At 38.0% G+C, this 20,249-nt stretch carries 14 protein-coding genes; 11 read left to right on the top strand and 3 right to left on the bottom strand.

The window, feature by feature from the left end; genetic code table 11:
* The first annotated feature begins 83 nt into the window (after positions 1-83).
* Positions 84-2,510, top strand: a complete 2,427-nt coding sequence (locus AsAng_RS16725; RefSeq protein ID WP_264788252.1) for an alpha-ketoacid dehydrogenase subunit alpha/beta — start codon at positions 84-86, stop codon at positions 2,508-2,510.
* A 107-nt stretch (positions 2,511-2,617) separates the two neighbouring features.
* On the top strand, positions 2,618-2,983 hold the full coding sequence (locus AsAng_RS16720; protein WP_264788251.1) for a DUF5615 family PIN-like protein: 366 nt from the start codon (positions 2,618-2,620) through the stop codon (positions 2,981-2,983).
* Between the two features lie 56 nt (positions 2,984-3,039).
* Here AsAng_RS16720 and AsAng_RS16715 read toward each other — a convergent pair whose 3' ends face one another.
* The gene (locus tag AsAng_RS16715) at positions 3,040-3,363 is read right to left on the bottom strand and encodes a winged helix-turn-helix transcriptional regulator (protein WP_264788250.1); all 324 of its coding nucleotides are present in this window, start codon (positions 3,361-3,363) and stop codon (positions 3,040-3,042) included.
* Between the two features lie 290 nt (positions 3,364-3,653).
* Between AsAng_RS16715 and AsAng_RS16710 the strand changes: the two genes are divergently transcribed.
* The 4 genes from AsAng_RS16710 to AsAng_RS16695 all read left to right on the top strand — a co-directional run bounded on the left by AsAng_RS16710 (position 3,654) and on the right by AsAng_RS16695 (position 7,156).
* A complete protein-coding gene (locus AsAng_RS16710) occupies positions 3,654-4,535 on the top strand; it encodes an SDR family oxidoreductase (RefSeq protein ID WP_264788249.1) in 882 nt (293 codons plus the stop codon).
* Positions 4,536-4,588: 53 nt separating this feature from the next.
* Positions 4,589-5,227 carry a DsbA family protein gene (locus tag AsAng_RS16705; RefSeq protein WP_264788248.1) on the top strand — a complete coding sequence of 213 codons (639 nt, stop codon included), beginning with the start codon at positions 4,589-4,591 and terminating at the stop codon, positions 5,225-5,227.
* 145 nt (positions 5,228-5,372) lie between these two features.
* Positions 5,373-6,206 (top strand): helix-turn-helix domain-containing protein, encoded by an 834-nt coding sequence (locus tag AsAng_RS16700; RefSeq protein WP_264788247.1) that lies wholly within the window; start codon positions 5,373-5,375, stop codon positions 6,204-6,206.
* Positions 6,207-6,376: 170 nt separating this feature from the next.
* Entirely contained in the window at positions 6,377-7,156 is a 780-nt protein-coding gene (locus AsAng_RS16695) for an SDR family NAD(P)-dependent oxidoreductase (RefSeq protein WP_264788246.1), read from the top strand.
* A 146-nt stretch (positions 7,157-7,302) separates the two neighbouring features.
* On the opposite strand, the gene accC is transcribed toward AsAng_RS16695, so the two are convergent.
* Positions 7,303-8,787, bottom strand: coding sequence for an acetyl-CoA carboxylase biotin carboxylase subunit (gene accC, locus AsAng_RS16690; protein ID WP_264788245.1), 1,485 nt, complete (start codon positions 8,785-8,787; stop codon positions 7,303-7,305).
* Positions 8,788-9,355: 568 nt separating this feature from the next.
* On the opposite strand from accC, the gene AsAng_RS16685 reads away from it, so the two are divergent.
* The 5 genes from AsAng_RS16685 (at position 9,356) to AsAng_RS16665 (ending at position 17,060) form a co-directional block, all read left to right on the top strand.
* The gene (locus AsAng_RS16685; protein WP_264788244.1) at positions 9,356-12,808 is read left to right on the top strand and encodes a T9SS type A sorting domain-containing protein; all 3,453 of its coding nucleotides are present in this window, start codon (positions 9,356-9,358) and stop codon (positions 12,806-12,808) included.
* Positions 12,809-12,993: 185 nt separating this feature from the next.
* Positions 12,994-13,947, top strand: a complete 954-nt coding sequence (locus tag AsAng_RS16680; protein WP_264788243.1) for an MBL fold metallo-hydrolase — start codon at positions 12,994-12,996, stop codon at positions 13,945-13,947.
* A 227-nt stretch (positions 13,948-14,174) separates the two neighbouring features.
* A complete protein-coding gene (locus AsAng_RS16675) occupies positions 14,175-14,708 on the top strand; it encodes a hypothetical protein (protein WP_264788242.1) in 534 nt (177 codons plus the stop codon).
* Between the two features lie 320 nt (positions 14,709-15,028).
* The gene (locus AsAng_RS16670) at positions 15,029-16,330 is read left to right on the top strand and encodes a CapA family protein (RefSeq protein WP_264788241.1); all 1,302 of its coding nucleotides are present in this window, start codon (positions 15,029-15,031) and stop codon (positions 16,328-16,330) included.
* Positions 16,331-16,343: 13 nt separating this feature from the next.
* The gene (locus AsAng_RS16665) at positions 16,344-17,060 is read left to right on the top strand and encodes a hypothetical protein (protein WP_264788240.1); all 717 of its coding nucleotides are present in this window, start codon (positions 16,344-16,346) and stop codon (positions 17,058-17,060) included.
* Positions 17,061-17,124: 64 nt separating this feature from the next.
* Here AsAng_RS16665 and AsAng_RS16660 read toward each other — a convergent pair whose 3' ends face one another.
* On the bottom strand, positions 17,125-20,151 hold the full coding sequence (locus AsAng_RS16660) for a T9SS type B sorting domain-containing protein (RefSeq protein WP_264788239.1): 3,027 nt from the start codon (positions 20,149-20,151) through the stop codon (positions 17,125-17,127).
* Positions 20,152-20,249: the final 98 nt, after the last annotated feature.

Raw genomic sequence — 20,249 nt, 5'->3', positions numbered from 1 at the left:
TAGTTTATTGGTAATGAGTATTTTGTGTTGATTGAGGCTGCGGGTTCGATGTTACTAACTGTCATAACAAAAACGAAAAAGGTATGAGTCAAACTAAAATAAAAAAAACTTCTCCTAAGTATTCGAAAAAATTTCAAGAAGAGGCTTTAGAAGATTTCAAGACAGCATGTATTAGTCGAGAAGCAAGTTTAATGGGGAGAAAAGAAGTGTTGACTGGAAAAGCTAAATTTGGAATATTTGGGGCAGGAAAAGAAGTTGCTCAGCTAGCCATGGCAAGGGTTTTTAAGAATGGAGATTTTCGTTCTGGATATTATAGAGGACAAACATTTATGTTGGCAGCAGGTTTGGCAACAGTTGAAAATCTATATGCTCAGTTATATGCTCATGCAGACCCCAAACATGATCCTTTCTCAGCAGGGCGTCAAATGAACTCTCATTTTGCGACTCCTTTGGTAGATGAAAAAGGAGAGTGGTTAAATCATAAAGAATTAAAAAACGTTAGTGCAGATATTTCTCCTACAGCGGGTCAAATGGCTCGTGCTTTGGGACTTGCGCTTGCGTCTAAAAAATATAGACAATCACCAGACCTAAAAGAAGGAACCCCTTTTTCAAATCAAGGAAATGAGGTTTCTTTTTGTTGTATAGGGGATGCGAGTACTTCAGAAGGTGTATTTTGGGAAACCTTGAATGCTGCTGGAGTAATGCAAGTACCTTTGGCTGTTTTTGTTTGGGACGATGGCTATGGAATATCGGTTCCTAAAAAATATCAAACGACTAAGGGGAGTATTTCTGAGGCATTGGCTGGATTCCAACCCAAGGAAGAAGGAGAAAATGGTGTTGAAATCTATAAAACAAAAGGTTGGAATTATGCTGATATGCGTGCCGTTTTCGAAAAGGGAATTGAGCACACAAGAAACAACCATGTTCCTTGTTTGTTTCACGTAGAAGAAGTGACACAACCGCAAGGTCATTCTACATCTGGTTCTCATGAACGCTACAAGGACGAAGCACGCCTACAATTTGAAAAAGAGCAAGATGGCATCGTACAAATGAAGCAATGGCTGATCAAGGAAGGCTTTGCAACAGAAGAAGCTTTAGATGCTATTCAGAAGGATGCCAAAAAAGAAGTGCGGGCTGCTATTAAAAAGGCTTGGAATGCTTTTAATGATTCCATTAAAGGGAACCTTACTAAAGCGCAAGAATTATTAGAAAGAGCGGCGAGTGAAAGTCAATATAGCGATAAAATCACTGCACTCAAAGATAAATTAGCGAAGAGCTTGGACCCAACTCACAAGGATGTTGTTCGCACGGTTCGTCAAGTGTTGCACATTGTAAAAAATGAGCAAGGAACAGCAATTAATGAACTGGGGCAATGGGCAAAAGAATTGATTGACCATAATACCAATTTATATACTTCTAATTTGTATAGTGCTTCTCAATATTCGGCTATGAATGTCGCAGAAGTTCCTGCTCAGTACAGTAGTAATTCGCCCCTCAAAAATGGTTTTGAAATTCTAAATACTTGCTTTGATCATCATCTAACACAAAATCCGAGTTTGTTTGCTTTTGGGGAGGATGTAGGACATATTGGAGATGTTAACCAAGGCTTTGCTGGACTTCAAGCAAAACATGGGGTCGAACGAGTATTTGATACTGGAATCCGTGAGTGGACCATTATGGGGCAAGCGATTGGTATGTCAATGCGTGGTTTGCGTCCTATCGCAGAGATTCAGTATTTAGATTATTTGATTTATAGTTTGTCTGCCTTATCAGACGACTTGGCAACCGTTCGCTATCGTTCTAATGCCATTCAAAAATCACCCGCCATTATTCGTACTAGAGGGCATCGATTAGAAGGAATTTGGCATTCTGGATCACCTATTGGTTTGTTGCTTAATAGTTTGAAAGGGATTTGTTTGTTGGTGCCTAGAAATATGACACAGGCTGCTGGTTTTTATAATACCATGTTACAAGCGGATGACCCTGCATTGATTATAGAGTGCTTGAATGGATACCGTCTGAAGGAGCAATTGCCTGATAATGTACACGAATTTACGGTTCCTGTTGGGGTGCCAGAAATATTGCAAGAGGGAACAGATGTGACTTTGGTAACTTATGGCTCTTGTATTAGAATTGCACAGGCTGCTATCCAAAAATTGGAAGAGGAAGGTATCTCTGTAGAGTTGATCGATGTTCAGTCATTGATGCCTTTTGATGTCAATCATGTGATTCTTGATTCCTTGAAAAAGACCAATCGTTTGGTTTTGTTTGATGAAGACTTTGCTGGAGGTGCAACGGCTTATATGATGCAAAAGATCTTGGTAGAGCAAAAAGGTTATTATTCTTTAGATTCTGAGCCTGTTACCATTTGTGCAGCAGATGTTCGCCCTCCTTATGGTTCTGATGGAGATTATTTCACTAAACCAAGCATAGAGGATGTTTTTGAGAAGGTTTACGGATTGCTGCAAGAAGCACAGCCCAATCGTTTTCCTCCTTTATATTGTATGTAGTATTGTAATTTGAACCATAGATTTATAATAAATAAAAAGGCTAGTGCAACAAGTACTAGCCTTTTTCAGTTTAAAAAGTATTCGTTCATTCTAACCAGCAAATGCCTATGTCACATAAATTTATAGCTTATCGATCAGTAGAGTCAGAACTTATTTCCGCTATGCGTAACAACCAGCACGAAGTTTATTATGCTACAGAAGCAGATGGGGACACCTCAGAAGAAGCGCTTTGCCGAAAAGCAAATGGAGAGCAATACATCTTATTAACAGGAGATAAAGAATTTGCCCAAGATTTGTTTAGAAACAACCGAGTCCAGTCGGGAATTATCTTGGTTGACGTAAAAGCAGATAATATTTATGCCAAAACTAGAGTAGTTTTGGAAGCTATTGATGAGAACAATGCTCAATTGTTGGGGCATTTTGCGACCGTAACTAGGCAACAGGTCAAACTTAAAGCAATAGAAAGAGCTTAAACTTGATTATTTACTGCAAAATCCTTTGGAGAAAGGGGAGTAGTTGTCTTATCCAATTATGGATTGTTTAGTTCAATTCTTTTTTGCCCAAAGGTTTTTATTTGTTCTATAATTGGGAAAATATCCATTCCTAATTCTGTTATAGAATATTCTACTCTAGGTGGAATTTCTCGATAGGCCTTTCTATGTATAATCCCAAATTCTGTCAATTTCTTAAGCTCTTGGATTAGCATTTTTTCGCTAATTGTAGGAATTAAACGTTTCAGTTCTCCAAATCTTCTCTTTTCATACCCAATCTGATAAATAATTTGTAACCGCCATTTACCACCAATTATTTTTATTGCCTCTGTAACAGGGCATGGCTCTATTTTATTTTTCATTTTTTTTTACTTCAATCTCCTTGATAATGAGTTTTTCATACTTTTTAGTACGTTACTTACTAAAAGGTAGGTACTTGTGGAATCTATAGTAAAGGTATAATTTTGTACTTGATTGAAAAAATAACAAAGGATTTAAAACTAACATTACTCCGCTAGAAAATCGTATCAAATTGATACAAGATGCTTTTTTATGTTTTTTACTTCGTGAGCGCTATGCTTTAGTTGTTAAAAACTAAAAAACTATCTCATGACCGTAGGGAACTAATCAGCGGAGTATTAAACTAAAAAAAATGAACAAAAAAGTATTTGTTGCTGCTGCAACAGGATTCCAAGGTGGGGCTATTGCTTCAAGTTTAATAGAACAAGGTTATTCTATTCGTACTTTAGCACGTAAAAAAGAAACCAATGATTTTGAGCGAGAGGGGATTGAGGTGCACATAGGAGATTGGGCAGATGCCCATGATTTATCGAATGCATTAAAAGATGTCAAGGCGGCTGTATACACCTTTCCTCTAATCTTTGAGTTAGAAAAAGCGATCAGTTATACCCAAAATTTTATTCAATCTTGCGAAAAGAATGCGGTCGATTTAGTGGTCTTTAATACAGGTTTTGATTTGCCCAAGGAAAAAACAGGGTTGCTTGCTCTTGACCTCAAGCTTGAAATCAAAGCTCTTTTTGATGCTTCTAACCTCAAGGTCATCACATTGATGCCAGATGTTTATATTGATAATCTAGCGGCTCCTTGGTCAATTCCCGTAATTTTAGAGCATGGGATTTTGCCTTATCCTATTCCTACTCAAACTAAGATACCTTGGTTGAGTCATGTTGATTTGGCAAATTATGTAGTGGCAGCCCTCCAACGACCAGAATTGGCAGGAGAAACCTTAGCAATAGGTGGAAATCTATGGACAGGAGAAGAGATTGCAGCAGCCATTGGCAAGAAAATAAATAAGGAAATCAAATTTGTTGGATTGTCAGCAGATGATTTTGAGCAGCAGCTATTACCTGCTTTTGGTGCTGTCCCTGCCAAGGAAATTTCAAATTTGTATCGTTATTTAAGGAAGAATTACGAACGAATTATAGCCAAAGGCTTCGCTCAAACACAAACCTTATTGTCCGTTAGACCGCAAACATTAACAGAATGGGTAGCATCTATCAATTGGGAAGGGTAGCCTTAATTTTCCTTGTTTTTACAACGACAACTTGCTTTACGAAAGAAAAAAAAATGAAAAATTATCAATTGATTTATTATTACGATGCCCTTTGTGGTTGGTGTTATGGTTTTAGTCCTGTTATGAGCGAAATTTATGGAAAATACCACCAAAAAATGGATTTTGATGTGGTGAGTGGCGGTTTGTTTTTAGGGGATCGAGTAGGGGCAATTGGTCAAGTTGCTCCCTATATCAAGGCAGGAGCTTATAAACAAGTAGAAGCATTAACAGGGGTTAAATTTGGCAAGGCTTTTTTAGAAGGACCTTTAGAGAGCGGAACGATGGTCTTAAATTCTCTATATCCCGCCACTGCTCTATGCGTTGTAAAAGAGCATTATCCATCAAAAACAATGGAATTTTCAAGTCTTTTACAAAAGGCAATTTATAGAGATGGAATGGAGATAGAAGACTGGGCAACCTATTCTAACTATGCGGCTCAAATAGGATTAGACTCTGCCGACTTTTACCAAAAGTTATTGGATCCTATTTATCAACAAAAAGCAATGCAAGACTTTGAAACTTGGGAGGCAGAAGGTCTTAGTGGTTTTCCTGCTGTTGTATTAGTAACTAAGGAGAAGCGAATTTTACTGTCCAGTGGTTATGTCAAGTATGATGAATTGGAGAAAAGGTTAAGTAATTACTTGAATCAATAACTAATGTATAAGCATTTCAGCGTTGAGTTCAAAACTCAATGCTGAAATTATATCCAAGTAAGACCGTTGTTGTTGTGACGATACTGTTGAGCTATAATTGCTTTATAGTGTACGAAGTAAACAGATAAATTATTATCTTTAATTTATGGAAAAGACAACAATTACAACCATAGATTGCCAGAATATGCAAATTGCTGCCTCTGTAGAAGCACATGTTGTAGAACCGCATTCTATTTATTATCCAAGCAATGTTTTATTTTATGTGCAACGAGGACAACTAAATTTAGAAGTCAATCAGAAGTTACACACCATAAAAAAAGGAGCTTTTGCATTGATTCGAAAATATACGCATGGGCAATGTTTTAAAACATGGGGAGAAAATGAAGGTAGTGCCAAGATGATTGCCTTTATTTTACAAGATGAATTTTTGCAAAAGGTAATAGAAAAGGTAGGAGTAAAGCCAACAAAATTAGCGCCTGTCGAGCAAATTGTTGACCTACCTTATAATGTCTTATTAAAAGGGTTGATGGATTCTATTTGGACTTATATAGAAGGTAATTTACAATTGGATCGTTCTATGGTTGAGTTAAAAACAATGGAAGCTTTGTTGGCCGTCACTCAGTCTCGCCCCGATTTGGTGCCTATTTTAAAAGATTATACAAGAGTAGAGCGAGCCGATTTAGAAAACTTTGTACGACATAATTTTATGTATAATATCTCCTTGGAGAAACTGGCAAAGATGTCTGGTCGAAGCCTTTCTACATTTAATAGAGATTTTAAAGCGCTTTTTCAAAAACCGCCTCATCAGTGGATTAAACAACAGCGTTTGGAATTGGCAAGAAGCTTATTGCTTCAAACGCATAAAATGCCCTCGGATGTGTACTTAGAGGTAGGCTTTGAAGACTTAGCGCATTTTAGCCGCTCTTTTAAGAAGTATTTTGGCGAAAATCCTTCCGAGATAAAAAAAATGGCTCACTAGGTGACTGTTTTTGACAAGTAAAGTTGACGGTAATAGACAAACCCTTAGTTCATCAATGCCTTATCTTTGTAATATCAATTTTAATCAAACTAATTGAGTACAAAACAAACAATAGCTAGATTAAAGCATGATTGTATTTAGTCAAAATAATAAAAATTAAATCAAAAGATATGGCAAAGACAGCATTAATCACTGGCGCAAGCAGTGGCATCGGAAAAGAGTTGGCCTGTATCCATGCAGAGCAAAAAGGAAATTTGGTTTTAGTGGCTAGGAGAGCGGATAAATTAATGGAACTTAAACATAAATTAGAAGCGACATATAACATTAAAGTTACTGTTATTGCAAAAGATTTAACGCTTCCTAATGCCGCCCAAGAAATCTATGATGAACTAAAACAAGTAGGAGTGGAAATTGATTATTTAATCAACAACGCAGGTTTTGGAGGATTGGGCAAATTTCATGAACGAGAATGGGAAAAAGATCTAGCAATGATTAATTTAAATATTGTTGCATTGACGGCATTGACTCGATTATTTTTGCCTGATTTTGTTAAACGCAACAGCGGAAAAATACTCAATGTTTCTTCTACAGCTAGCCTAATGCCTGGCCCTTTGCAAGCGGTTTATTATGCTACAAAAGCGTATGTAACCTTCTTTTCAAATGCAATCGCAGAGGAATTGCACGATACCAATATTAGCGTTACTAATTTGATGCCTGGGGCAACAGCAACAGAGTTTGGGCAGGTTTCTGGTATGAATAAAACTTCTTTGTTTGAAAAAGCAATAAGTGCTAGAGTCGTAGCAGAAGAGGGGTATAAAGGAATGCTAAAAGGAACCTTAGATGTAATTTCAGGGCTAACCTTTCCTCAAAAAATAATGATTTCTATGATTCCATTTACTCCCAAAAAGACCTTATTGACACAAATTAGAAAACTACAAGAAGTAAAATAAATAAGTGTTTTAGAACGTCACAGGAGTTGCCTTATTAATGGACTTAGAAGGAGGAAATGTATCAAGGTTAGCTTGTAAAAAAAGCTCGTTTGAAGGGTTGAAAATAGACCTGAATTTTATCGTTTTTCAACCCTTCAACTGGGCATTTAGCTCCATCTACGAGCTGCCCATTTAGAACTTTTATTATTAGAATCAACTGTTTCAACAGCTTGTTGTTTATTATTATCCATCAAATAAGCGGCTAATTGAGCGGCTAATTGAGCTTCTCCTTCATTGGATTGTTTGAGTGTTTCTGGATCAAAGTGTTTGTTCACAAAATTCGTGTCAAAATTACCAGAAACAAAGGCATCGTGCTGTAGTACATAAGTACCAAAAGAAAGCGTAGTTTCGCAGCCATCAATATGGTACTCTTCAATAGCACGCAACATACGTTGTATGGCTTCTTCTCTATCTTTGCCATAGGTAATCAATTTGGCAATCATAGGATCGTAATAAATTGGAATGTCCATGCCTTCCTCAAATCCATCATCAACTCGGACACCTGTTCCTTTAGGAATTTCGTAGGTGCTTAACTTACCAATACTAGGCAAGAAATTATTGGTAGGATCCTCTGCATAAACACGCAATTCAAGAGAATGCCCTAAGATTTTTAATTCTTCTTGCTGGATGCTCAAAACTTCTCCTCTCGCAATCAAAATTTGCTGCTTAACCAAGTCTACGCCCGAAATCAATTCAGTTACAGGATGTTCTACCTGCAAACGAGTATTCATTTCTAGGAAATAGAAGTTGGTGTTATCTTCCAGCAAAAACTCAACGGTACCAGCACCAACATAATCGCAAAGTTGAGCAACACGAACGGCACATTCGCCCATTGCTTGACGCAGTTCTGGGGTCAAAACAATAGATGGTGCTTCTTCAATCACTTTTTGGTGACGACGTTGAATCGAGCATTCTCGTTCAAATAAATGAATTACATTGCCATGGCTGTCGGCTAGTACTTGTATCTCAATATGGCGAGGAGAAGTAACATATTTCTCAATAAAAACAGAACCATCTCCAAAAGCAGACAAGGCTTCAGAAATCGCACGTTCCATTTGTTCGTCTAGTTCCTCAATGTTTTTTACAACACGCATCCCTTTTCCACCACCACCAGCAGATGCTTTTATCAGAATAGGAAAACCTATTTCTAAGGCAATCTTTTTGGCCAACTCAGGATCTTCTATTGCTTCTTCTGTACCAGGAACCAAGGGAATATTATTGGCTTTTGCTGCTTCCTTGGCGGCGAGTTTGCTACCCATCATTTCAATGGCATGTGGCTTGGGACCAATAAAAGCAATTCCTGCATCTGTTACTTGTTGAGCAAAAACAGCATTCTCACTCAAGAAACCATATCCAGGGTGAATTCCTTCAACTCCTAATTCTTTGGCTACGGATATGATTTTGTCACCAAGAAGATAAGATTGATTGGATGGGGCAGGCCCTAAACAAATTGCTTCATCAGCATAGCGAACATGTGGTGCATTTCGATCGGCTTCAGAATAAACTGCAACCGTTTTGATGCCCATTTCACGGCAAGTACGCATAACACGCATGGCAATTTCTCCTCGATTGGCGACAAGTATCTTTTTCATAAACTTAAATTATTTATAATCAATAGACTGATCAAAAGGAATCGTCCTTCATTTTTTATAGAATGTTGCGAATTTACAAAAAAAAAGTGAATCAGCGTACTTGAAATCTTCAGTTTGAAAATTATAGGAACTTATAAATCATATAATTTTTTGTTATGGCTTATAAAGTATATATTTATATAAGTATGGAGTTATGATTAGTTTAAATCACATTTATCTAGAATTTTTGTTTGCTATGAGGCAAAAAACGCAGACGTAGCCTTAGCTACGGCGAGTATTTTTAACGAAATAGGAAGCAGAAAGTCTCTTAAATATATTATAAACTAATTGTGATTTCATATTTATCTACAATAAAGGCAATAGATAGCGGTATCTAGTGATTGTCCTTAGAATAAATGCCTCGCTCATCAAACTCTTTTCCCTCCAGATTAGAAACTAAATGATGACCAAGGTACTTCTCCTTTATTCTATTTTTCAGCAATCTGTAAATTATTGTGGGAGCTTCTACCTTCATTTTCTTTAGGGAATGAAAAGGAACGCTATTATTTAATCCACTAAATTGTTAGAAATGAATTACAAAAAAATCTTAACGATAGCGCCAAGTTATTGGGGCTGTATTCGTCTATGCTTCCTTTTTACTAGCTGTTTTTTTTTCTTAGGAACAGGAACCATTCAAGCGACTCATATTTCAGGTGGTGAATTTTCCTATGAATGTCTAGGGAACGACCAATATCGAATCAAGTTGTCATTGTATAGAGATTGCAGTGGTGTTGGGATGCCGACTCAAGAGACCATCAACATTAACTCTGCAAATTGTGGAGCTTCTTTAGGCAATGTTACGTTATCTTTGGATACCATGTACGAAGTATTTGCCCCTCAAACCTGTGCTTGCCCAGGCTGGGCGACTACTTGTTCTGGCGGCATGCTCCCTGGCACAGAAGTTTATATTTACTGTGGGATTGTTACTTTACCCCAGACTTGCACAGATTGGATGGTGAGTTGGTCTAGTTGCTGCCGAAATAGTTCTATCTCTAACTTAACCAGTACAGGAAATATGTATATCGAGGCAATGATTAACAATACCATTTGCAATAGTTCTCCTGTTTTTACGATTAGTCCAATTGCTTATTTGGAAGCAGGAGAATGTTACAATTATAGTTATGGCGTACTGGACCCCGAAGGTGATAGCTTACATTATGCCTTGACTTGTCCATTGCAAGGCGCTAACAACTGTATTTCTAATATTGCTGGTTTATCTCCTACTCAGCCCTTTTATACAAATCCTGCCAATTCTCTGGGATTTGATCAAAGCACAGGGCAAATGACCTTTTGTTTAGATTCTAGTCAATCGCAATTTGCCATAACTGCCATAACGGTCTATCAAATTTTGAATGGGGATACCATTGGTTATGTTCAACGGGATGCCGCATTTATCGTTTATAATAATGCCATAGCTAATGCTCCCGTTGCTGTTGCTACAAGCCCCAATGCAGTTTCTGGCGGCACCTATAATGTAGCTAATAATTCTTTTGAAGTTTGTGCTGGGCAGGCGCTTTCTTTTGAAATAATAGCGTACGATCCAGAAGGGAATCCTGTTTTAATAGATTCTAGCAATACCAATTTAGACCGTATGGTTGGTGCGGGAAACTGGAGCATTGTACTGGATACAGCGGGAGGATATCGCCCTGATAGTGTTCGAGCTTTGATACAAATCAATACCTCAACAGCTCAGGTAGGTTCTAATGTTATAACTATAACGCTCACCGATAATGCAGCCCCTTTTAAAGGTGCACAACTATTAAATTATGGTTTGAATGTAATGGGGATAAAAAGCTTTATTGATAAAAGAGAAATAGACACGATAACAGATTGTTCAGCACCCGCAGCTGCTATTGTTGATACTTATTGTCCAGGAGGAGCGCTGAGTATTCCACTTAATAGCAAAGCCGTTAGTTCTAATGGAATGGGAACATATAGCTGGGGGCAAGTTAGTGGCGTTGCGGTTACCTTTTCTGATAGTACCATTGCCAATCCTATTGTTCATATCCCTACAACTACTCAAAACGGCGATTCTATTGTTTTAGAGGTTACTTATACTTCGGGGACTTGTGTGGTTACAGATGAAGTCGTTATTTATTTTGAAAATTTACCATTAGGTTTGATTCTAAATTCATCGAGTGTTGTTTTGTGTCCCAATGGACAACAAGATAGCGTTTTATTGTCTACCGATTTTGCCAATGGTAATGCATTGGGAGGTAGTTATACTTGGACGGCGACACCTGCTAATTATCTAACTAGCTTGACGAATACTAATAGTGCTACCTCTTTGGCAATATTGAGCGGCAACCCCAATGATTCGGTTACCTATCAGGTTAATTATGCCAATGGTCTGTGTGTAGACTCTGCGGATATAACCTTATATTGGCGACCAGGCTTCTTGCAATTAACGACTAGTGCTGATACCGTTTGTTCTGGAGATACCATACCGTTAATGGCAGTGCTTACCGATACTCTTTTCTCTATAGACTCGATGGGGTGCAATAATTATCAGGTAGACTCTATTCTCTTTGCGCCTGTTGTGGGAACTGGGACGAATGTATCATTAGGGGACGATGCTTTTTCTGCAAATTTACCCATAGGATTTGATTTTGATTTTTATTGTAATACCTATAATCAATTCAGAATTAGCTCCAATGGTTTTATTACTTTTGATTTGGCTGGCACGAGTGCTAGTAGTACTGGATGTTGTGCTGGACAAGTATTGCCCGATGCTTCTATACCTAATAATCTAATTGCACTTGCTTGGGAAGACTTAAATCCTAGCAATGGAGGAGCAATAGACTATTTTACAGTAGGGACTAGCCCTAATCGCCAATTGGTGATTAATTTTACGAATGTATCTAGGTTTGGAGGTGCCAATGCTGTTACCGCTCAAATTGTCTTGCACGAATCAACCAATCTTATTGACATATACACCATTAGTGTTTTGCCAGATGGAGCAACCACCCAAGGAATTGAAAATATAGATGGAACCATGGGACTGGCAGTGCCAGGAAGGAATGGAAGCGTTTGGTCAGCGACTAATGACGCTTATCGTTTTACGCCTAACAATACAGCTTCTTTTGGACCTATTACCTATAATTGGATGCCTAGTAATAGTTTAAATAATTCCTCCATTTACAATCCTAATGCCAATCCATTTGGAACAACTAATTATAAGGTAGTAGTTGATGAAGGGGGCTGTGTAAGGACAGATTCTATTGAGATTACAGTATTGAGTGATCTTAGCGCTCCTATCATGAATTGTGGTTTGGCTACAACGCCAACGAGTGCTGTTCTTTTTGAGTGGGGGCAAGTAATGGGAGCAACGGCTTGGGAATATAGCTTGGACTCTGGGGTAACATGGACGACTGTTCCTTTGCAAGATAGCTCTTTGTTAGTAAATGGATTATTGCAAGGAACTTGTTATCAAATTCTGGTGCGTGCCTTAGGTGGATCGGGTATTTGTCCAAATAATATGATTGCAGCTTTGAGTTGTTGTACCAATACGTTGAACGCTGTTATAACTCAAAATGGAACGACCCTAACGGCTCAGGAAGCAGGTCCTAATATTATTTACCAATGGATTGATTGTGGCAATGGAAATTCCTTTATCATGGGAGCAACAGGGCAGAGTTTTACCCCAACAGCGAATGGAAATTATGCCGTGATGATTAGCGATGGCATCAATTCTATTACCTCAACTTGCACCAATGTAAATGTTATTGCTATTAACCAATTAAAAGAAGAATTAGGACTCACTTGTTATCCTAATCCAACAAATGGATGGTTATACATTGAAAAAGCCTTTGTTGAAGCAATTGAAGTGAAAATATTGGATAATATGGGACGAACCTTATTAACAACCAATACTACTCAAAAGAAAATGGGTATAGATTTAAGCGAATATCCTGTTGGAGTTTATTTTGTAACAATAGGAAACGCTCAAAAATACATTACTCAAAAAGTGATTAAACAATAATTGGATTAAACGTGTTTGTTCAGTCGCTTTCTATTTAAGAGCCTTACAAAGTAACTTGCTTTGTGAGGCTTTTAACTTGTCGAATGATTTTTCATGTTTTACTAAGGGGACAAGGAACTTTTATGCCATCGATTGCCCTTAATAATGGAGAGATGAAAAATTGAAAACGAATAAAAATAAACCCTATGTTCAAATCAGAAATAAAGAGTAAAATGGGAGAAGATATTTCCATTTTGGTCAAAAAAGACAATCATCCATGGAATTATATTTGTGAATGTGGAGATGCTAGTGATTTAACCGTTAAAGAGGTACAGAATACCAAGGCAATCTTTATCAGTCATACCCATATTGATCATTTTATTAATTTTGATACGATTATTCGGCATCAGATTGGCATCCAAAGGAGAGTGATTGTCTGTGGACCCAAGGGCATTGCTGCGCAGGTTCAGGCAAAACTTAAGGGGTATACTTGGAATCTTGTTGATGCAGGAGCGATTGTGTATGAGATTAGAGAAATTCAATCCGAACAAGCAATTAAAGTTTTTGAAGTGGTACCTCCCTTGTGGGATTTGAAAGAGGTGGGCATGATGGTAGGCAATACAATCTTTGATGACTCCTCGTTTGTGGTTTCTTGTCTTATTTTGGATCATAAAACGCCATCGATTGCCTATCAATTTAAAGAAAGGGATACCATAAAAATAGATTTGACAAAGAGTAATTTTGGTGGGGGGCAGTGGATCAAAGAACTTAAGGTCGCCTTTGAACAAAAATTAAAAAATCAATCCATTTTAATAGAGGGAAAAGCACATAAGGCAGAAGATTTATTTCATCTTTTATATGTACAAAAAGGTGACTCTTTAGGAATTATCATGGATCATGCTGCCAATGCTGCCAATCACGCTAAGATAAAACAGCATTTCTTTCAATGTGAAAAAGTATTTATTGAAAGTTTTTATAAAAATGAAGACCAAGAGCAGGCAAAACTTAATTTTCATAGCTATGCTTCTATGTCTGCTAAGGTGATGCGTGAAGCAGCGGTTAAAATAGCAATTCCTGTTCACTTCTCTCGAAAATATAAAAAAAAGGAAGTATCTGAACTGCTAGAAGAATTCAAGCAGGTATTTGAAGCGAAGGAATGACGGTTAGGGGGAGATATTGGATAAATTGCTTTTTTGAGGATGTTGCTATTGATTATGTGTATAGTTATGAATTTTATATGCTCCATCAAAATCAAAAAGCAGCCAAACCTTAGATGGAATTTTGCTTAAATAGTTAGATGTAAATATTGCTTTTTATTTAAAATGCAGAATGTTTTTTTATTTTTGTATTCTTTTAAAGAATATTTGATGGAATAAACCCTAGGATAATGAAAACATTTGATGCTACTGCTGAATTTGTAGGTGCAGCCGTCTTTCCCTCTATTTTTGCAAGACCTACTTTTGTGAAGAAAAACCTATTAAACATTTTTGCCGAAGAAGGGATTATAGATCCTCAAGTGATGGGCTGGTACAGTACACAAAAATTAGCTAATTTTTATCAAAAAGTACTGAAACAATATGGTCCCAATACCCTTTTTGATTTGGGAAAAGCCGTTCCTGAAACGGCTGTGCTTCCAGATGGTTTGGATACGCTCGAAAAACTGTTAGCTGCTTTGCCAATGACTTATGATATGAATCATCGAAATGGGTACGTTGGTTTTTTAAAGATTGTAAGCCATAATGTAGAAGAAAAAAAGATTATCGTACAATCTTATACTCCTTATGCTAGTGATTTTACAAGAGGATTTTTAACCGCTTTTATCCGTTTGTTCCGAGTTGGTGTGAGAACGACTAGAGATGATGAAAAATCTTCTGTAGGGGAAGGCTATGAAGACAATTGGTATACCATTACTTATCGTTAAAAGCAATCTGTAAAGCAAGTAAAAAACAAGCATCCTGAATTTTAACTAAAATTCAGGATGCTTTATAATAGGGTATGAGTGATTACTAAATATAGTGTAACAAAAGTTATGGATGGTTTTTACAGAGCGTTTTAGATGAGATTCGATGAAAATTACAGCCTGATAGCAACGCTATCAAGGCGAAAATTTGAAAAAGAAGATCGCTAAAAGACTCGATTAAAAAGTATTTAGAAATTTGTACTAAAGGATAAAATTTAACTTTTTGAACAAGAACTAAAAAGAATATGATTAAGTTTGTCGATTCCTAATTAATATCAATTATGAGAACGATATTTTCTATATTACTAGTATTGGTAGGGATTTCGTGCATAGATTCTAGCGATTCTTCAGCAAGTATTCGTTTGAAACCAAGCCCTAAAGGTATTGCTATAAGTTCTAAAGATAGTATTCATCGGTTAAAACTTTCTTTTGTTGGGGATATAATGGGGCATAAAAGCCAGCTCCATTCGGCAGCAGGGACGGCTTCGAATATGAAGAGTACGGATATGAGCGACTTCAATTATGAAACTTGTTTTCGCTATGTAAAACCAATTTTAGAAGCAGCCGATTTGACCATTGGAAACTTAGAGCTTACCCTTAATGATAAAGGGCGTTATACGGGGTTCCCTATGTTTCGTTCGCCAGATGCTTTGGCAACTTATCTAAAAGATGCAGGTTTCGATTTGTTGACAACCTGCAATAATCATTCTAATGATAACCTTGCTTATGGTGTGACACACACCATTGATGTTTTGGATTCTTTGGGGATCTTACATACAGGAACCTTTAAAAATCAAGCAGAACGAGATGATTTGTATCCATTAATTGTCGAAAAAAAAGTAGATGGTGCCAATTTTAAATTGGCATTTTTGAACTATACTTATGCGACCAATGGGGTGCGTACACGCAAACCTTGCGTTGTGAATTTGATTGAACAAAACCAAATTTATAAGGACATTGTAAAAGCAAAAGAAGCGCAACCCGACATGATTATTGCCATCATGCATTGGGGAGATGAGTACAAATTGGAAGAAAACCAAAGACAGGCTGCTTACGCACGGTTTTTGTGGGAAAATGGGGTAGATGTAGTCATTGGCGCACATCCTCATGTGATAGAACCCATCAAGACAGATACCTTGTGGCAAGAAGACTCAACACAGTTTAGAGAGGTTTTGGTGGCTTATTCCTTAGGGAATTTTATTTCTAATCAATACAAAACCAATACAGATATAGGGTTGATTTTTGAGTTAGAATTGATCAAAAATAGCCGAACCAATCAAACGATTATAGGGCAACACGATTACGTGTTGGCTTGGCGTTACATCCAAGGAAGGTATAATTTTAAATTAAAAAGAGGCTTTGATTGGACCTATGCTGTGATCCCTGTTACTGCTTTTGAAAATGCACCCAAAAAGCATCTATTGATGATGGATCGACAGTGGCACTCCATGAAAGCAACTGCCCAGCGAATGCGTAAACATTTGGGGCGGTGGCAGAGCAAAGAACGAAAAGTAACGTTGGAGGATTTGGGGGCTGTACTCCCATTAACTCCCAAAAAAAAGAGGACTCAATACAAAAAGTAAGACGTAATAAAACATGAATAGAATCTTAATTTGGACAACAATACTTAGTATTGCTATTTGTATCGTCATCAAAGAATATGTTGCTTATAAACAGTTTGATGTGACAAACCATTTGGTCGCTTATGGTGAAACGAGAAATAGAATTCACCAAAAGAGATTCTCTTACGAAAAAGATTGGAAAAAAAGCCCTCAAAAATTGCCCCTGCTCCAAAAAATGGCAAAAGAATATTTGTACAAAAACTTAACTGATAGTGTTTTTGGGTATTGGTATGGTACCACATGGGATTTTAACGGGATAACCGAGCAACCGAGAAAAGGGAAAATTGCTTGTGGTTATTTTGTTACAACCACCTTAGAACATTGTGGTTTCTCTTTGCCTCGTGTTAAGTTGGCGCAACAGGCTGCTTCTATTATTATTAGAAGTTTATGTGCCTCAAAGAGCATTCAAGTATTTAACAAATTGGCACATTTAAAAACTTATATGGATAAGCAGGAAGAAGGTCTCTATATTGTGGGCTTAGATACCCATGTTGGCTATTTGTGGAAAACAGCGACTCAGTTGTATTTTGTACACGCCAGTTATTCTGGGAATAAACAAGTAAGTAGGGAACTGTGGAATACATCTATTGTATTGGGAAAATCTAAATTATTTGTTGTGGGGGATTTATTGGGAAATAAAGATTTGATTAATCATTGGATCAAAGGTACGCCTATAGCAATGCGAAAATAAGTGTTGAATGGGCTAATTAAAAAGGCATTTCCAATTAGCCCATTCTATCAAACAGCTAGAGGGATCAATTAAACAAAGACAAGTCTCCAGAATAGCGAACAATTACACCATCAATAAATTCTACCTCAATCATATAAACGTAAACACCTGTTTGCATATCTTGCCCTCTAAATCTACCATCCCAACCAAAGTTTTTCCAATGTCTAGGAATATTTTGTTTGTTACAAACCATGTTCCCCCAACGATCAAAAACTAAGTATTTCTTAATTTGATAGACATCTTCGCCCGTATAAACATCGTGATAATCATTGTTTCCATCTCCATTGGGCGAAAAGGCATTAGGAATAAACAAATTTCGTTCTTTTTCTACCGTTACTAATAAAGAATCTGTTGCTGTGCAACCTGCTGCTGTTGTTACTAAGATGGAATAATATTTTTGGTCTTCTACAGGTTGAATGCTTGTTTTGCGACAAGTAGGACAGGCTATATCCCCTGTATTGATAGACCATTGATAATCGTAGTAATCAAAGAAACTAAGCTGTGCTTCAACATCAAAATGGTCGCCTAATTGGATGGTTGTGTCAGGACCTGCATCAACGATTAATAGGTCAGGTTCATTAACCACAACGGGACTATAATTGGCAATGCAACCTGCGGCATCTTGAACATATAGGCTGTAGGAAGTACCTGCTGCCACTTCAAAACTATCGAGCGCACTAAAATTGTTAGGGCTCATAGAATAAGTATAAAGCCCATTAGGGTCGGGGGTTCCTCCTTGTCCTTTTATACGAATTAAGCCATTGGAATAACCATAACAACTGACATCTCGAACTTCATAATCAACCTTTAGTAAGGGAGGCTCTGTCAAGGATGCAGCGATGGTTTTAGTGCAATTATGCGCATCGGTTACTGTTAAGTTATAATTCCCTGCCCCTAAATGAGTAGCCATAGAGTCTTGCTGAAAATTAGACCATTGATATTGATAAGCATAGGTGCCTCCTGTAACGATTGGAATGAGTTGCCCGTCAGGGTTGCCCGTACAACTTACCGAAACACTATCCAGAACAATTTGAATAGAATCAGGAGCCGTTAAGGTGAAGGAAAAGGGAGCCCAATTTCGGCAACGATTGGCATCCCAAATCGTATCTAAATAATAAGTACCTGCGGGCAAATTATAGAGAAAAGCACCTGTTGCATTGTGATTCCAAATATAAGAATAAGGTGCTAGACCATTTTGCCCTGCTACTTGTATACTGCCATCTGAATAGCCGTGACAGCTAGGGTGAATAATTCCAGATCCTATAGAATCCAATTCGAGCTCTAATTCGTGTACGGTATAGCTAATAGTAGTATCGCAACCTTGTGCATCTTGCAATACAAGACTATAAACACCATTTGAGAGATTCGTATAAGAAGCATTGCTGTTAAAACCTGTATTGTTCCAATTGTATTGATATGGGGCTCCATTAGAACCATTGGCGGTTAATACCTGAATGGCACCGTCTGTACCGCCATCACAGGTTGGACGAGTAATACTGTCCGTTAGTTCCCAAGGAGGAGGCCCGCCAACGCTTAAGGTATCAATGCTATTACAAATGCCATTTGAGATGGTCACGCTATAATTTCCAACTAAGAGGTTATTTAAACTGCTGTTGGTATTTCCTGTGGACCAACGATAAGAATAGGGCGTTAAATGGGTTGTGCTAGGTGTAACATTGACCGTTCCGTTTGGATTGTCTCGGCACAATACATCCGTGGCAGCGGTGGTATATTGTAAGGCATTCACGGTTTGGCAACAAGAATCAACTTGGATGAGGACAACATGAGTCACCAAGCAGCCCTCATTGGTTTCGACCGATAAAACCACCGATTTTTGACCAGGGGTATTATAGGTTACTTGGTGCGGTCCCTGCGTATTGGCAGTAGCAGGGCTAGCCCCCGTACCAAAGGTCCAAGACCATGCGGTTAAGTTGCCAAATGCAAAACTAGAATTATCCGTAAACGTCCATGTTTCACTGGCGCAGCCGTTGGGCGGATTATTCACTGTAAAGTCTGCCGTAGGGCCTTGAAAAGTAGCCGTTCCACCAAAATCCATTTGAAAGCCATTCCCTGTTGCCGAAAAATTATTGACGACCAACGCATAGCTTCTTCCTGCAATCAGATTAACTGCCGAAAGCCAATTGTCTTGCCCTAAGGCACAACCAGAAGTTTCGGTGACATCGGTTGCGGTAAAATTTAGACCTGTTGGACCATGGCAAGGGCTGGGGTAATTGTTGAGCGATTCTCCTGCTGCCATACAACGCAAAATATTTTTGCCTGCACAATTGTTAATTCCATTGGGCAATTCATACAAAACAAAATCCAAATCATCAGAAGGGTTGTTCGGCGTTAGGGTAAAACTTAAAGAGCCTGCTTGGTCACAAGTCCATTTGAACCAAGTTGAATTGGACTCAGAGTTGCCACCCAAGCCTCCTAGACAACTACTTGCTGCCTCATCAGGATCATTTCCTGCTCCTACAACACTTTGTACAACAAAAGACGACTTGTCACAGAGTACAGAGGCTGTATTACAGTCAGAACCAGGAAGGGCAGGGGCATTGTAATTTTGTGCGCAAATTTGAAAAGTTCCTGTATTATTAAAATTGCCTTGCACTCGGATGAGATAGCTTTGTCCAATAACTAAGGCTCCCTTGTATAGATCTACAATGTTATTTACGCCTGTGGCACTTCTACATTGCCATAGGGATAGATTACCTCCTGAGCTGGTGCAAGTTCCTGAATATAAGGCAACCTGAGGGCGTTGCAAACTACCGCCAGCACTAGGCGCTTGATCTCCAATAATCGTAATATTTAGATCGGTTCCTACTGCCGTAAAACGAAACCAAACATCACCACCCGTATTACCAAAACAAGGAGCAGGAGGAAAATTGGATGGCGTAGCATTTACATTGGTATAAGCTCCAACAGCAGAACACCAATTGCTACTTATGGGCAGCGTAATAGCGTTGTGACAATCATCATTGGAGGGTTGGGCGAATGTAGGGATACAGAATCCCAGACTTATTGCCAAAACAATTAAACGAAATAGCATAGTTGTTATGTAGTATTAAGAAATAGTGATCGCATGTTTTATTGCAAAACATTGCTCAAAAAGGTTGCCATAAATGATTGGTAAGGAATTGATCTTTT

Origin of the sequence: Aureispira anguillae, assembly GCF_026000115.1 — a bacterium.
Taxonomy (GTDB): domain Bacteria; phylum Bacteroidota; class Bacteroidia; order Chitinophagales; family Saprospiraceae; genus Aureispira; species Aureispira anguillae.
Note: the sequence above shows the minus strand (reverse complement) of the source record. Positions and strands in the feature narration are given on the sequence as shown.

Coding starts and splice junctions, on each gene's coding strand:
- AsAng_RS16695 (WP_264788246.1), top strand. CDS start 6,377: ATGGCAAAGACAGCATTAATCACTGGCGCAAGCAGTGGCATCGGAAAA.
- AsAng_RS16675 (WP_264788242.1), top strand. CDS start 14,175: ATGAAAACATTTGATGCTACTGCTGAATTTGTAGGTGCAGCCGTCTTT.
- AsAng_RS16685 (WP_264788244.1), top strand. CDS start 9,356: ATGAATTACAAAAAAATCTTAACGATAGCGCCAAGTTATTGGGGCTGT.
- AsAng_RS16715 (WP_264788250.1), bottom strand. CDS start 3,363: ATGAAAAATAAAATAGAGCCATGCCCTGTTACAGAGGCAATAAAAATA.
- AsAng_RS16665 (WP_264788240.1), top strand. CDS start 16,344: ATGAATAGAATCTTAATTTGGACAACAATACTTAGTATTGCTATTTGT.
- accC (WP_264788245.1), bottom strand. CDS start 8,787: ATGAAAAAGATACTTGTCGCCAATCGAGGAGAAATTGCCATGCGTGTT.
- AsAng_RS16725 (WP_264788252.1), top strand. CDS start 84: ATGAGTCAAACTAAAATAAAAAAAACTTCTCCTAAGTATTCGAAAAAA.
- AsAng_RS16660 (WP_264788239.1), bottom strand. CDS start 20,151: ATGCTATTTCGTTTAATTGTTTTGGCAATAAGTCTGGGATTCTGTATC.
- AsAng_RS16710 (WP_264788249.1), top strand. CDS start 3,654: ATGAACAAAAAAGTATTTGTTGCTGCTGCAACAGGATTCCAAGGTGGG.
- AsAng_RS16720 (WP_264788251.1), top strand. CDS start 2,618: ATGTCACATAAATTTATAGCTTATCGATCAGTAGAGTCAGAACTTATT.
- AsAng_RS16700 (WP_264788247.1), top strand. CDS start 5,373: ATGGAAAAGACAACAATTACAACCATAGATTGCCAGAATATGCAAATT.
- AsAng_RS16680 (WP_264788243.1), top strand. CDS start 12,994: ATGTTCAAATCAGAAATAAAGAGTAAAATGGGAGAAGATATTTCCATT.
- AsAng_RS16705 (WP_264788248.1), top strand. CDS start 4,589: ATGAAAAATTATCAATTGATTTATTATTACGATGCCCTTTGTGGTTGG.
- AsAng_RS16670 (WP_264788241.1), top strand. CDS start 15,029: ATGAGAACGATATTTTCTATATTACTAGTATTGGTAGGGATTTCGTGC.